This is a genomic window from Catellatospora chokoriensis (genome assembly GCF_011297315.1).
Lineage (GTDB): Bacteria > Actinomycetota > Actinomycetes > Mycobacteriales > Micromonosporaceae > Catellatospora > Catellatospora citrea.
The window spans coordinates 77,695-91,773 of record NZ_JAAOTI010000035.1; the positions used below are offsets into that span (position 1 = coordinate 77,695).

General features: G+C 72.2%; 10 protein-coding genes. 6 read left to right on the forward strand and 4 right to left on the reverse strand.

What is annotated here, in order from left to right; all coding sequences use genetic code 11:
• Positions 1 to 57: 57 nt before the first annotated feature.
• Together HAV39_RS36455 and HAV39_RS36460 are read right to left on the reverse strand one after the other, a co-directional pair.
• Positions 58 to 1,917, reverse strand: coding sequence for an ABC transporter ATP-binding protein (locus HAV39_RS36455; protein WP_191843715.1), 1,860 nt, complete (start codon positions 1,915 to 1,917; stop codon positions 58 to 60).
• A 53-nt stretch (positions 1,918 to 1,970) separates the two neighbouring features.
• Entirely contained in the window at positions 1,971 to 2,462 is a 492-nt protein-coding gene (locus HAV39_RS36460) for a MarR family winged helix-turn-helix transcriptional regulator (protein WP_191843716.1), read from the reverse strand.
• A gap of 84 nt (positions 2,463 to 2,546) precedes the next feature.
• On the opposite strand from HAV39_RS36460, the gene HAV39_RS36465 reads away from it, so the two are divergent.
• Together HAV39_RS36465 and HAV39_RS36470 are read left to right on the forward strand one after the other, a co-directional pair.
• Positions 2,547 to 3,785, forward strand: a complete 1,239-nt coding sequence (locus HAV39_RS36465) for an MFS transporter (protein ID WP_191843717.1) — start codon at positions 2,547 to 2,549, stop codon at positions 3,783 to 3,785.
• A gap of 46 nt (positions 3,786 to 3,831) precedes the next feature.
• Positions 3,832 to 4,491: a ThuA domain-containing protein gene (locus tag HAV39_RS36470; protein WP_191843718.1), complete on the forward strand. Its 660-nt coding sequence runs from the start codon at positions 3,832 to 3,834 to the stop codon at positions 4,489 to 4,491.
• A gap of 9 nt (positions 4,492 to 4,500) precedes the next feature.
• Here the strand turns inward: HAV39_RS36470 and HAV39_RS36475 are convergent, their stop codons facing one another.
• Both HAV39_RS36475 and aceE read right to left on the reverse strand, forming a co-directional pair.
• A complete protein-coding gene (locus HAV39_RS36475; RefSeq protein WP_191843719.1) occupies positions 4,501 to 5,262 on the reverse strand; it encodes a M48 family metallopeptidase in 762 nt (253 codons plus the stop codon).
• Positions 5,263 to 5,566: 304 nt separating this feature from the next.
• Positions 5,567 to 8,302, reverse strand: a complete 2,736-nt coding sequence (aceE, locus tag HAV39_RS36480; protein ID WP_191843720.1) for a pyruvate dehydrogenase (acetyl-transferring), homodimeric type — start codon at positions 8,300 to 8,302, stop codon at positions 5,567 to 5,569.
• A 201-nt stretch (positions 8,303 to 8,503) separates the two neighbouring features.
• Between aceE and HAV39_RS36485 the strand changes: the two genes are divergently transcribed.
• The 4 genes from HAV39_RS36485 to HAV39_RS36500 all read left to right on the forward strand — a co-directional run bounded on the left by HAV39_RS36485 (position 8,504) and on the right by HAV39_RS36500 (position 14,054).
• Positions 8,504 to 9,046, forward strand: coding sequence for a hypothetical protein (locus HAV39_RS36485; protein ID WP_191843721.1), 543 nt, complete (start codon positions 8,504 to 8,506; stop codon positions 9,044 to 9,046).
• Positions 9,047 to 9,193: 147 nt separating this feature from the next.
• Complete coding sequence (locus tag HAV39_RS36490; protein WP_191843722.1) at positions 9,194 to 9,598, forward strand: secondary thiamine-phosphate synthase enzyme YjbQ; 405 nt, start codon at positions 9,194 to 9,196, stop codon at positions 9,596 to 9,598.
• Between the two features lie 170 nt (positions 9,599 to 9,768).
• The gene (locus HAV39_RS36495) at positions 9,769 to 12,321 is read left to right on the forward strand and encodes a glycoside hydrolase family 9 protein (RefSeq protein WP_239120942.1); all 2,553 of its coding nucleotides are present in this window, start codon (positions 9,769 to 9,771) and stop codon (positions 12,319 to 12,321) included.
• Between the two features lie 161 nt (positions 12,322 to 12,482).
• On the forward strand, positions 12,483 to 14,054 hold the full coding sequence (locus tag HAV39_RS36500; RefSeq protein WP_191843723.1) for a DUF4139 domain-containing protein: 1,572 nt from the start codon (positions 12,483 to 12,485) through the stop codon (positions 14,052 to 14,054).
• Positions 14,055 to 14,079: the final 25 nt, after the last annotated feature.

Consider the following 14,079-nt stretch of genomic DNA (forward strand, 5'->3'; position numbering starts at 1 on the left):
CAACGTCTATTTTTGGCGGGGCGGGGCGGGGCGGCGGGCGGGCCGAGGTGCGGGTGGTCAGGCCGGGTCGGGGGCGGGGTCGACGAGGAACTGGTGGGCGGCGAGTTCGCGGTAGAGGGGGCTGGTGTCGAGGAGTTCGGCGTGGGGGCCGGTGGCCACGACGCGGCCGTGTTCCAGCACCACGATCTGGTCCGCGTCCACGACGGTGGACAGCCGGTGCGCGACGATCAGCAGGGTGCGTCCCCGGGCGACGGTGTCGATGGCGGAGCGCAGCGCCGCCTCGTTGCGCGCGTCGAGGTTGCTGGTCGGCTCGTCCAGCAGCAGGATCGGCGGCGCGGCCAGCAGCGTACGGGCGATGGCCAGCCGCTGCCGCTCCCCGCCGGACAGCAGCACGCCGCCCTCGCCGACCTGCGCGTCCAGCCCCAGCGGGGTCCGGTCGACCAGCTCGTCGAGGTTGACCGCGGCGAGCACGGCGCGCATCTGCTCCTCGGTCGCGTCGGGCGTGGCCAGGCGCAGGTTCTCCCGCAGCGTGCCCGCCAGCACCGGCGACTCCTGCTCGACGTAGCCGAGCTTGGACCGCAGCGTCTCGTGGCTCAGTTCGCGCACGTCCACGCCGTCGACCCGCAGGCTGCCCGAGGTCACCTCGTAGAACCGTTCGGCCAGGGACAGCAGCGTCGACTTGCCCGCGCCGGACGGCCCGACCAGCGCGGTACGCGTACCCACCGGGGCCCGGAAGCTGACCTCGCGCAACACCGGCTCGCCGACCCGGCCCTCGGCGTCGGTGTAGCCGAACCCGACCCGGTCGAACTCGATCGCCGGCGCCCCGGCCACCGTGGCGGCGCTGTTGGCCGAAGCAGTGACGGGCGACGGCACGCCGCCCGACCGCTGTGCGCCGACCGCGGGCCCGGTGCCGGTCGCGCCGTCCTGCCCGGCTGCGCCCTCCAGGGGGATGACCAGCACCTCCTCCATCCGCTGCAATGCGCCGAGACCCGCCTGTAGTTGGGTGTACGCGTTGAGCGCCTGGCCGAGCGGCATGACCAGGAAGAACACGAACAGCACGAAGGCGACCAGGTCGCCGACGGTGATCGCGCCGGACGCGACCCGTGCCCCGCCGACACCCAGCACCAGCAGGAACGAGCCCTGGATGGTGGTCACCATGGCGGGCTGCACGATCGCCTGCAACCGGGCGATCCGCACCCCGGCGTGATACGCCTGCTCGGCGCTCTGCGCCACGGTGTCGGTCTCGCGGGCCTCGGCGCGGCTGGCCCGGATCGTGCGCGCCGCGGTGATCGACCGCTCGACCGCCGCGGTCATCTCGCCGATGCGGGCCTGCGCGTCGCGGGACATGCCGCGCACCTTGCGGGCGAAGAAGATACCGCCGGACAGCCCGATCACCAGGCCGATCAGGGTGACCCCGAACAGCAGCGGGTCCAGCAGCACCATCGCCGTCGCCGCGCCGACCACCATGATCGCGCCGCTGACGGTGTCGAACAGGCCGGAGGTGACCACGGCGCGCAGCAGCGTGGTGTCCGCGCCGACCCGGGACAGCAGGTCGCCGGTGCGGCGCTGGTCGTACTCGGCGATGGGCAGGCGCAGCAGGTGCCCGGCCAGCCGGCGGCGTGCCGTGAGGACCAGGCCCTCCGCGGTGCGCTGGAGCAGGAAGTGCCGGAAGCCGTCGACCGCGGCGACACCGACCAGGGTCGCCACCAGCGCGAGCACGCTCGGGCCGATCGGCGTGCTCGCGCCGAGCCCGTCGAGCACGTCGCGGGTCAGCACCGGCTGCAGCAGCGTGCCGGCGGTGGTGACCAGGGACAGCGCGGCGACGAGCAGCAGTGAGGAGCGGTGGGCGCGCAGGTATGGCCAGAGGGTGCGCAGCCCTACCTTGGGCAGGGCGGCGGCGGGGTCTTCCGGGGGCATGTCCCGACACTAGCCGCCGCCGCGCAACGAGCCCGCTGAGCTGCCGTCCGGTGTCAGCGCTGCTCGGCGGCGAGCATCACCCGGCGCAGCAGGTCGGCCAGCGTCCGGCGTTCGGCCGCGTTCAGCGCGCCGAGCAGCCGGTACTCCTCGTGGCCCAGCACGTCCATCGCGCCCAGCCAGGCGGCCCGGCCGGACTCGGTGAGCTCGATGTCGATCCGCCGCCGGTCCGCGGCGGACGGGGTGCGCCGGACGAACCCGCGCTGCTCCAGCCCGTCGAGCCGGCCGGTGACCGTCGCGGGCGCCATGCCCAGGTCGCCGGCGAGTTCGGACGGCGCGGCGCGGCCGCCCCGCCCCGCCAGCGAGTGCAGCGTGTCGAACTCGTGGCGTTGCAGGTCGAAGTCGACGAGCGACTGCTCGCGTACCCGTCGCAGGTGGTCGGACAGCTTTTTCATCCGCGTCACCGCGGCCTCGACGTCGGGGTCGAGGTCGGGCAGCACGGGCAGCCAGCGGGCGACGTGCGCGTCCACCCGGTCGCGGGGCTCCATGCCGGTGATCCTATGACGGCACCGGTCCTTCGTTGCCAGATTATTCGTTGACAAAAAGTTTGGTTCCGAACTATCTTCGGCGACATGGTTCACCCCCTGCGCCAACGCGCCTTCCGGCTGCTGTTCGTCGGCCGCACCCTGTCCTCGCTGGGCGACTTCGTCATCCCCGCGGCGCTCGCCATCGCGGTGCACCACGCCACCGGGTCCAGCGGCGCGCTGGCCCTGGTGCTGGCCTGCGCGATGGTGCCCCGGCTGGTGCTGCTGCCGCTGGGCGGCGTGCTCGCCGACCGGCACGACCCGCGCCTCGTGGCGCTCGCCGCCGACGTCGTCCGGTGCGCCGCGCAGGTGTTCGTCGGATGCGTGCTCATCGCCGGCGACCCGGCGCTGGCGCACCTCGCCGTGGCGTCAGCGGTGGGCGGAATCGCCTCCGCGTTCGCCATCCCCACCACGTCGCCGCTGGTCGCCGGGGTGGTGGACGCGCCGCAGCGGCAGGCGGCCAACGCCGCCACGGCCATCGCCAACGGCGTCACCCGGCTGGCCGGACCGGCACTGGCCGGAGTGCTGATCCTGTCCGTGGGCGCCGGCTGGGCGTTCGTGCTCGACGGCGCCACGTTCGCGGTCAGCGCGGTCCTGCTCGCCGCGATCCGGGTGCGACGGGTGCCGGTCGAGCGCCGCACCCTGCTCGCCGACCTGGCCGCGGGCTGGGCCGAGGTGCGCTCCCGCGACTGGTACTGGACCAGCCTCATCGCCCACGCCGCCTGGAACGGCGTGGCGGCGGTGCTGATCACGCTGGGTCCGGCCATCGCCGTCGACCGGCTCGGCGGCGACGCGACGTGGGTGCTCGTGCTGGAGGCCGGCGCGGTCGGTCTGCTGCTCGGCTCCCTGGTCGCGAGCCGGGTGCGCCCGCGGCGTCCGGTGCTGGTCGCCAACCTGGGCCTGGCCACGTACGCGCTGCCGCTGGCGCTGCTGGCTTTCGCCGCCCCCGCCCCGGCCGTCATCGGCTCGTACGGGCTGGCCATGGCGGCACTCGGCTTCCTCAACCCGGTGTGGGAGACGGTCGTGCAGGCCGAGATCCCGCCACAGGCGCTGGCCCGGGTCTCCTCGTACGACTGGCTGTGCTCCCTGGCGGCCACGCCGGTGGGCTACGCGCTGGCACCGCTGGCCGCCGCCGCCTGGTCGCCGCAGGCGCCGCTGCTCGTGGCGGCGGTCGTGGTGGCCGTCGCCTGCCTCGGCACCGTGCTCGCCCCCGGGGTGCGCCGGATCGGGCTGCCCGTGCCGGCCCCGGCCCCGGCGGCTCCGGAACCGGTCGGCGCCGCCCGATGACGGCCGGCCCTCGTCGCCGGAGCGGAAAACGTTTACCCTGTTCGCCATGCGTAGCGCGTTGATCGTCCGCGGTGGAGCCGAGTTCCACGACCCCGTCGGCACCACCGACAGCTTCCTGCCATACCTCAAGGACCAGGGCTTCACCGTCGACACCGCCGACGACCTCGCCGTGTACGACGATGCCGCACTGCTGGCCCGCACCGACCTGATCGTCAACTGCTGGACCGCGGGCGGCGACGAGCTCACCCCCGACCGCGCCGCCAACCTCGATCACGCCGTGCGCGCCGGCACCGGCCTCGCGGGCTGGCACGGCGGCATCGTCGCCGCGTTCACCGAACGCCGCTACCAGTGGCTCACCGGCGGCTGGTTCACCTGCCACCCCGGCGACTTCGTCCCGCACACCCTCACCGTGCTGCCCGAACGCGCCGCCCACCCGATCGTCGCCGGGATCAGCACGGTCGCCCTGCACACCGAGCGCTACTGGATGCTCGCCGACCCGCTCAACGACGTGCTGGCCACCATCACGTTCCCGGTCGAGGACGGCGAGCCCTGGGGCGAGCCGGTGACCCACCCGGCGGTGTACACCCGGCAGTGGGGGCTGGGCCGGATCTTCGTCTCCACCGTCGGGCACCACCTGCCGGACCTGGACATCCCCGAGATCCGCACGCTCACCGAACGCGGCCTGCGCTGGGCCGCCCGCGGGTAGGCCCGCCGCTCACCACGCTGCCGCGATGATCCGGCGGTAGCGCTCCTCGAACGCGGCCAGCTCGGCGTCGATCGCCGCCGCCTCGGCCTCGCTCAGCACGACCTGCGGGTCACGGTGCGGCTGCGCCGCGATGACGCGGTGACGCAGCTCTGCCGGGGGATGGGAGGAGAACGGCGACGCCGCACGGCGCAGCGTGAGCTGGCGCAGCCGGGCCTGGCGCGGTGCGACGGCGGCACGGGCCGACTCCACCGCCTCCCGCCAGCCCTGCATGACGGCCCCACCCCGGGCCCGGCTCCCGACGATGCCGGTGTAGACGTCTGAGCAGCTCAACACGTCGGTCAGGGTGAGCGCCGCCGTGCTGCCGGCGGCCCGGGCGGCCAGGTCGTCGGCGTAGTACTCGGCGCGTTGCGAGGTCCTCGCGCCGAGCACGTTCAGCGCGAGGTGCAGCAGCCAGCACAACCGTGAGAGCAGCCAGAACACGGGCGACACCAGGAGTTCGACCACCTTCACGGCCAGCCCGATCAGCCCGTCGGACTCCGTGAGGCCGAACAGCTCGCGGGGATCCAGCAGCCGGGCCACGTGTGCGAAGAAGGTCAGCGCGGTCTGCGTACGCAGGCTGCGCCGGTTGTCGTTGTTGATGAAATGGCCCAGCTCGTGGGCGAGCAGCGCCACCCGCTCCTGCGGGCGCAGGCCCGTCCACAGCGGCAGGCCGAGCGTCAGGACCCGCGGGGTCGGGCGTGAAGGCGTCGAGGTTCCATTCGCAGCGCGCACACCACGGCGCTTCGCCGGGCTCGACGGCCAGGGTGCTCTGACATTGCGGGCACAGTCCGCGGACGGCCGTGGGGGTGATCGACACGGCGGGATCGTGCCAGCCCGCCGCCGCCGTCGGCAACGGCACAAATCGTCTCGCCCCGCCGTGCGCCGCGTCGCGCCGCGCAAGATCGCTGTTTCGGGTCGCTTTCTGTGGTCAGGGACCGGGTTTCGACCTGAAACGGCGATCTTCGCCCGGCGCCGCCCTGTCGGGACAGCACGAAGGCCCCGCGACGGCAGGTCGCGGGGCCTTCGTGGTCTTCTCTCAGCTGTCGCCGCCGGTTTCGCCGGCGGGAGCCGCCAGGACGTCGTCGATGGCGTACTTGCGGGCTGCCTCGGCCGGGGCGGTCGCGGGGACCTCACCGGCGCGGGCGAGCTGGGCCAGGACCGCCACGACGATCGACTCGGCGTCGACGTTGAAGTGGCGGCGCAGGGCCGAGCGGGTGTCGGACATGCCGAAGCCGTCGGTGCCGAGCGAGGTGTAGTCGCCCGGGACCCAGCGCGCGATCAGGTCCGGGACGGCCCGCATCCAGTCGGACACGGCCACCTTCGGGCCCGGCGCGTTCTGCAGCGCCCGGGTCACGTACGGCACCTTCGCCGGCTGGTCCGGGTGCAGCAGGTTGTGCCGCTCCGTGTCCACCGCGTCGCGGCGCAGCTCGGTCCAGCTCGTCGCCGACCACACGTCCGCCGACACGCCCCAGTCCTCGGCCAGCAGCTGCTGGGCGCGCAGCGCCCAGTGCAGGCCGACACCGGAGGCCATGATCTGCGCCTTCGGCCCCTCGACCGTCGCCGGCGCGTACCGGTACAGGCCCTTGAGCAGGCCCGCCACGTCCACGTCGGCGGGCTCCGCCGGGTGCACGTACGGCTCGTTGTAGACGGTCATGTAGTAGAAGATGTCCTCCGGCGTCTCGCCGTACATCCGCTTCAGGCCGTCCTCGACGATGTACGAGATCTCGAAGCCGAACGCCGGGTCGTACGCCACCGCGGCCGGGTTGGTCGCCGCGATGAGGTGCGAGTGCCCGTCCTCGTGCTGCAGGCCCTCGCCGTTGAGCGTGGTGCGGCCCGCGGTGGCGCCCAGCAGGAAGCCGCGCGTCATCTGGTCCGCCGCCGCCCACAGGCCGTCGGCCGTACGCTGCCACCCGAACATCGAGTAGAAGATGTAGACCGGGATCATCGGCTCGCCGTGCGTGGCGTACGCGCTGCCCGCGGCGGTGAACGAGGCGACCGAGCCGGCCTCGTTGATGCCCTCGTGCAGGATCTGCCCGGCCGTCGACTCCTTGTAGGACAGGAACAGCTCCCGGTCCACCGAGGTGTACTGCTGGCCGTGCGGCGAGTAGATCTTCGCGGTCGGGAACAGCGAGTCCATGCCGAAGGTGCGCGCCTCGTCGGGGATGATCGGCACCCAGCGGTGGCCGATCACCTTGTCCTTCATCAGGTCCTTGAACAGGCGGACGAAGGCCATCGTGGTGGCGATCTTCTGCTTGCCGGAGCCCTTCTTCAGGTCCGCGTAGACCTTGTGCTCGGGCAGCTGCAGCGGGACGTGCTTGGTGTTGCGCGAGGGCAGCGAGCCGCCCAGCGCCGCACGCCGCTCCATCAGGTAGCCGATCTCGTCGCTCTTGGCACCCGGGTGGAAGTACGGCGGCTCGTACGGGTTCGACTCCAGCGCCGAGTCCGGGATGTCCAGGAAGAGGCGGTCGCGGAAGCTCTTCAGGTCGTCCAGCGTCAGCTTCTTCATCTGGTGCGTGGCGTTGCGGCCCTCGAAGTGCGAGCCCAGCGTCCAGCCCTTGATGGTCTTGGCGAGGATGACCGTCGGCTGACCGGTGTGCTCCGTCGCGGCCTTGTAGGCGGCGTAGAGCTTGCGGTAGTCGTGGCCGCCGCGCTTGAGACCCCAGATCTCGTCGTCGGACATGTGCTCGACCATCTTGCGGGTCCGCGCGTCGCGGCCGAAGAAGTGCTCGCGCACGTACGCGCCGGACTCCGCCTTGTAGGTCTGGTAGTCACCGTCGGGCGTCACGTTCATCAGGTTGACCAGCGCGCCGTCGGTGTCCTGGGCCAGCAGCGGGTCCCACTCGCGGCCCCAGACGACCTTGATGACGTTCCAGCCGGCGCCCCGGAAGAACGCCTCCAGCTCCTGCATGACCTTGCCGTTGCCGCGGACCGGGCCGTCGAGGCGCTGCAGGTTGCAGTTGATCACGAAGGTGAGGTTGTCCAGCTCCTCGCGCGCGGCCAGGCCGATCGCGCCCAGGGTCTCCGGCTCGTCCATCTCGCCGTCGCCGAGGAAGGACCATACTCGCTGGTCCGAGGTGTCCTTGATGCCGCGGTGGTGCAGGTAGCGGTTGAACCGCGCCTGGTAGATCGCGTTCAGGCCGCCCAGGCCCATGGACACCGTCGGGAACTCCCAGAAGTCCGGCATCAGGCGCGGGTGCGGGTACGACGGCAGGCCGCCACCCGGGTGCGACAGCTCCTGGCGGAACCCGTCGAGCTGGTGCTCGGTCAGGCGGCCCTCCAGGTACGCGCGCGCGTACATACCGGGCGAGGCGTGGCCCTGGTAGAAGATGTGGTCGCCGCCACCCGGGTGGTTCTTGCCCCGGAAGAAGTGGTTGAAGCCGACCTCGTAGAGCGAGGCGGACGACGCGTAGGTCGAGATGTGCCCGCCGACGCCGACGCCGGGGCGCTGCGCCCGGTGCACGGTCATGGCCGCGTTCCACCGGATGTACGCGCGCAGCCGGCGCTCGATGTGCTCGTCGCCGGGGAACCACGGCTCGCGCTCGCTGGGGATCGTGTTGATGTAGTCGGTCGTGGTCAGCGGGGGGACGCCGACCTGCCGCTCACGAGCCCGCTCCAGCAGGCGCAACATGACGTACCGGGCGCGCTTGGCGCCTCGCTCGTCGATCACTCCGTCGAGCGACTCCACCCACTCGGCCGTCTCCTCGGGATCGATGTCCGGGAGCTGGCTCGGCAGGCCGTCGCTGATCACCGGGCGCTTGCGTTCGGTGGCCACAGGCGTTCCCTCGTAGTTGTAGTGATGATCGGTCTAGACACAGAGTTTGTCTGTTCGACCCATCCTGCCCCTCCGGTGGGGGATTCGTCACGCGTACCGCCGTCCGATGCGACACGCGACACGCATACTGACCAGTAACATTTCGGTCGGCTTCACGACCGGGGACGCTGTCCAGTGGCGTACGCCGATTAGATTGCCGCCATGCGACGACTCCTCGGTCTCCTTCTCATCGCATACGGATTCCTGCTCGCCGTCAACACGACCTTCCCCCTCCTGGCCGATCTGGGCGGGGAAAAGGTGACGGCGGGGATCACCGGTGACGAGTGGAGCTGCCAGCAGGATCTGCTGGCCCCGCCCTACGCGGGCATCTACGGCAACTGCGAGCTCAGCTGGGTGATCGGCCCGCTGCGCGACAGCGGCCGCGTGGTCGGCCCGGGCGTCGCCGCCGCGGTCGAGGCGAGCAAGACCGCGGTCCCGGCGGCCGCGATCACGGGCATGGAGGGGTACGCCTTCCTGCCGCCCACGGGCCTGGAGCGCATCGCCGGCTTCGCCGCCCCGCTGGTGATCGTCTTCGGCCTGGTCCTGCTGTTCGCCCCGCGCAAGCGCCGTCGCCGGGGCCGCGGCCACTCCCACGGCGACCACGACCACGACGATGACGACTACGACAGCGACGACAACGACTCCGGCGATTCGGGCGACTCCGGCGGCGACGGCGGCGGAGACGGCGGAGGCGGCGGCGACTGACCCCCGCCCCTCGCCCTCGCTCCCGCGAAGATCGGCGTTTCGTGTCAGGAAGTGCGGTCAGACTCCGCTTTTCGGCACGAGACGCCGATCTTCGTCGCGCTGTGGCGTGGCGGAGCGGGGCGGGGCGGGGGCGCTTAGGGTGGGCGGGTGCGGAGTGAAGTGTTGAGCGTGCGGACGGGGAATCGGGCGACCGTCGTGGACATCACCGACGAGGTCGCGGCGTTCGTGCGCGATCTGGGGGACGGGCTGGTGCACGTCTTCGTGCCGCACGCCACGGCCGGGGTGGCGATCATCGAGACCGGTGCGGGCAGTGACGACGACCTGCTCACGGCGCTGGAGCACGTGCTGCCCGCCGACAACCGCTGGCAGCACCGGCACGGCTCACCCGGCCACGGGCGCGACCACGTGCTGCCCGCGTTCATCGCGCCGTACGCCAGCCTGCCGGTCCTGAACGGCCGGATCGCCCTGGGCACCTGGCAGTCGATCTGCCTGGTCGACACCAACGGCGACAACCCCACCCGTCAGGTCCGCCTCTCCTTCCTCGCCGGCTGAAACTTCCACACCTCCACTGCGGGGGCGATTGACACTCCGGAAATGTGGCGGCAATAATTCATGGGCGCAGATGGGAGCGCTCCCAGATCTTCGGCGCATTCCGGCTGCTCACGCCCGCTTTCGATGCAACACCGATCGCTCCATCGAAAGGACCCCCAGTGCGTAGACCCGTGCTGATCGCGCTGGCCGCCGTGGCCGGGCTCGTCTCGACGAGCCTGACCGCCGCCGCCGCCTCGGCCGATGCCCCCGAGCAGATCGTCAACGGCACCTTCACCTCCGGCCACGCCCCCTGGTGGGGGACCGGCAACATCACGCTCGACTCCAGCAGCGGGCAGCTGTGCGCCGACATCCCGGGCGGCACGGTGAACCCGTGGGACGTGATCATCGGGCAGGACAACATCCCGCTGGTCGCGGGGGAGACGTACAGCTACAGCTTCACCGCGAGCGCGACCCCCGACAAGGTCGGCAAGGCGCTCATCCAGCTGCCGGTGGACCCGTGGACGCAGTTCCTGGCCGCGAATCCGCTGATGACCGGCACTGCCACCGGCTACTCGTACACCTTCACCGCGCCCGTCTCCCTTCCGAACGCGCAGGTGGCGTTTCAGATCGGTGGCAGTGCCTCCCCCTGGCGGCTCTGCCTCGACGACATCTCCCTCAAGGGCGGCGCCGCGCCCGAGGTCTACCAGCCCGACACCGGCCCGCGGGTGCGGGTCAACCAGGTCGGCTACCTGACCAAGGGCCCGAAGAACGCGACCGTCGTCACCGAGGCGACCTCGGCCCTGCCGTGGCAGCTCAAGAACGCCGGCGGCGACGTGGTCGCGAGCGGTGACACCACCCCGCGCGGCGTGGACGCCAGCTCCGGCCAGAACGTCCACTCGATCGACTTCAGCGGGTACGCGGTCGCGGGCGCCGGCTACACCCTGGTCGCCGACGGCGAGACCAGCCGCCCGTTCGACCTGGCCGGCAACCTCTACGCCGGGCTGCGCGACGACGCGCTGAAGATGTTCTACACCCAGCGCTCCGGGATCGCGATCTCCGACGCCCTGCGGCCCGGCTACGGCCGCCCGGCGGGCCACGTCGGCGTCGCGCCGAACAAGGGCGACACCTCGGTGCCCTGCCAGCCCGGTGTGTGCGACTACTCGCTGGACGTCTCCGGCGGCTGGTACGACGCCGGTGACCACGGCAAGTACGTCGTCAACGGCGGCATCTCGGTGTTCCAGCTGGTCAACGAGTTCGAGCGGGGCAAGTGGGCGGCGACCGCCCAGGCGTTCCCGGACGGCCAGCTGAACCTGCCGGAGAGCGGCAACGGCGTGCCGGACATCCTCGACGAGGCCCGCTGGCAGCTGGAGTTCCTGCTGAAGATGCAGGTCCCGGCCGGTCAGCCGCTGGCCGGCATGGCCCACCACAAGATCCACGACAGCGAGTGGACCGGCCTGCCGCTGCTGCCCAACCTCGACGACAAGCAGCGCGAGCTGCACCCGCCGTCGACCGCGGCGACGCTGAACCTGGCCGCCGCGGCGGCGCAGGCGGCCCGCGTGTACGCCCCGTACGACGCGGCCTTCGCGGCCCGTAACCTGGCCGCGGCCCGCACCGCGTACGCGGCGGCGCTGGCCCACCCGGCGATCTACGCCAGCCCGTCCGACGGCACCGGCGGCGGCACCTACGACGACGTCGTGGTGTCCGACGAGTTCTACTGGGCGGCCGCCGAGCTCTACCTGACCACGGGGGAGAGCCAGTACCAGGCCGCGGTGACCGGCTCGCCGCTGCACACGGCCGACGTGTGGAGCAGCAACGGCTTCGGCTGGCAGTCGCTCGCCGCGCTGGGCCGCCTCGACCTGGCCACGGTGCCCAGCGCGCTGCCCGGCCGGGCAGCGGTGCGCGCCTCGGTGGTGTCCGGCGCGGAGGAGTACCTGGCCGCGATCGAGGCGCACCCGTACGGCGTGCCGTACCAGCCGGCGAACAACTCCTACGACTGGGGCTCCAACAGCGGGATCGCCAACAACCTGGTGGTGCTGTCGACGGCGTACGACATCACGGGTCAGGACCGCTTCGCCGACGCGGTGACGCAGGGCGCGGACTACCTGTTCGGCCGCAACGCGCTGAACATGTCCTACGTGACCGGATACGGCGAGGTGAACTCGCACAACCAGCACAGCCGCTGGTACGCCCACCAGCTCAACCCGGACCTGCCGAACCCGCCGAGGGGCACCCTGGCCGGCGGCCCGAACTCGTCCATCCAGGACCCGCTGGCGCAGCAGAAGCTGACCGGCTGCACCGGGCAGTTCTGCTACATCGACGAGATCGACTCGTGGTCCACCAACGAGCTGACCATCAACTGGAACGCCCCGCTGGCCTGGGTGGCCGCCTTCCTCGCGGGCCAGGGCGACGGCGCGTCCGCGCCCGCGTCCACCTGCAAGGTGACCTACACCAAGCACAGCCAGTGGAACGACGGGTTCAACACCCAGCTCACCGTCAAGAACACCGGCTCCGCCGCGGTCAACGGGTGGACGCTGCGCTGGTCGTTCCTGGGCGGTCAGTCGGTCGACGACATCTGGAGCGCCTCGGCGACCCAGTCCGGCGCGACCGTCAGCGCGACGAACCTCGCCTGGAACAAGGTCATCGCACCCGGGCAGTCGGTGACCTTCGGGTTCATCGGCGACCCCGCGAGCGGCCCCAACCCCAACCCGGCCCTGTTCACCCTGAACGGCGCCGCCTGCTCCTGACACCTCCTCCCTGAAGAGCGGGGCGGTCACGGCCACCGGCCGTGACCGCCCCGCCCCATTGGGGCGCTTCGCTCGGGCCGGTTTGGGTAGCCTCATTTCATGAGCGAACGATTCCTGGGACCAGCCGGTCGGGCCGCCCGCGAGCACGGCGAGGAGCAGGCATGAGCCTCAACGCGGACGGTCCCGACCTCGTCGACGCCCCGATCGTCGCGGTCACCGTGTTCCCGGACCGGGCGCGGGTGACCCGGCGGGCCACGGTGACCCTGACCCCCGGCGAGCACCGCGTCCCGTGTGGACCGCTGCCGCTGAACCTGCTGCGCGACTCGGTGCGGGTGTCCGGACACGGACCCGCCGCCGTCGCCGGGGTGAACGTGGTGACCCGCCGCGAGCCGGTGACCTCGCATCAGGCGGTCGTCGCGCTGGAGGCGGAGTTGCGCGAGATCGAGGCGGTGATCGCCGTCCTCGACGACGCCGACACGGTCGCGACCGCCCGGGAGCGCTTCCTGGGCAGGCTGGCCATGCGCGGTGCGGGATCACTGGCCACGGGTGAGCCCGCGGCCGCGGTGCGGTTCGCCGACGGCCTGGACGAGCAGCTCACCGCGATCCACGCGGCCCGCCGCGGCCGCGAGCGGGAGCGGCTCGACCTGCACCGCCGCCGGGAGGCGGCCGAGCGGCGGCTGATGGACCTGCGCGGCAGCACCCGGCCGGACCGGCTGGCCGCCGAGATCCTGCTGGAGGTCGACGAGGCGGGCGAGATCGAGCTGGAGCTCTCCTATGTGGTGCCCGGCGCGAGCTGGAGCAGCGGCTACGATCTGCGGCTGGCCGGGGAGACGCTGACGCTGACCTGGCACGGCATGATCACCCAGCGCACCGGCGAGGACTGGCCGGAGTGCGCGCTCAAGCTGTCCACGGCCCGCCCCGCGGGCGCGCTGGAGGTGCCCGAGCTGGACCCCTGGTTCGTCGACGTGCTGCGCCCGATGCCGGTCGCCTACGCCGCCGCCGCGATGCCGATGTCCGCGCCGCCGCCACCCGCCCCGGGGGCCGCGCCGATGCAGACGATGATGCCCAAGGCGCGGGCCGCGGTGCGCGAGACCAGCGCGAGCGTGGAGGAGGGGCCGGTCGCGGCGACGTACACCCCGCTCAAGCCGGTGGCCGTGCCCGCCGACGGCACCGCGCACCGCACCCTCATCGCGCGCTTCGACCTGGCCGCCCGCCTGGACCACATCACCGCTCCGGTCCGCGCCGAGGAGGCGACGCTGCGCGCCACCGTGCCCAACACGTCCGGCCACACCCTGCCCGGCGGCACCGCCGCCCTGTTCCACGAGGGCGACTTCGTCGGCTCCACCCGCCTCGAACCCTGGGCCCCCCAGGAGGAACGCGAGCTGGCCCTCGGCGTCGACGACCGGGTCCGCGTCGAACGCGAACTCGTCCGCCGCTCCGCCGGCAAGGCCACCCTCGGCTCGTCCCGCCGCACCGACGCCGAATACAAGATCACAGTTGCCAACCACAGCCCCCGCCAGGTCACCGTCACCGTCCTCGACCAGCTCCCGGTCTCCCGCGACGCCCAGATCACCGTCAAAGAACTGAGCGCCAAACCCGACCCCGCCGAACGCTCCGACCTGGGCGTCTACACCTGGACCCTCACCCTGCCCCCCAACACCACCCAGGAGATCCACTTCGCCCTCCGCGTCGAATCCGCCAAGGGCATCGACATCTCCGGCTGGCGCGACTAACCCCCACCACCCCACCCCCACCCAC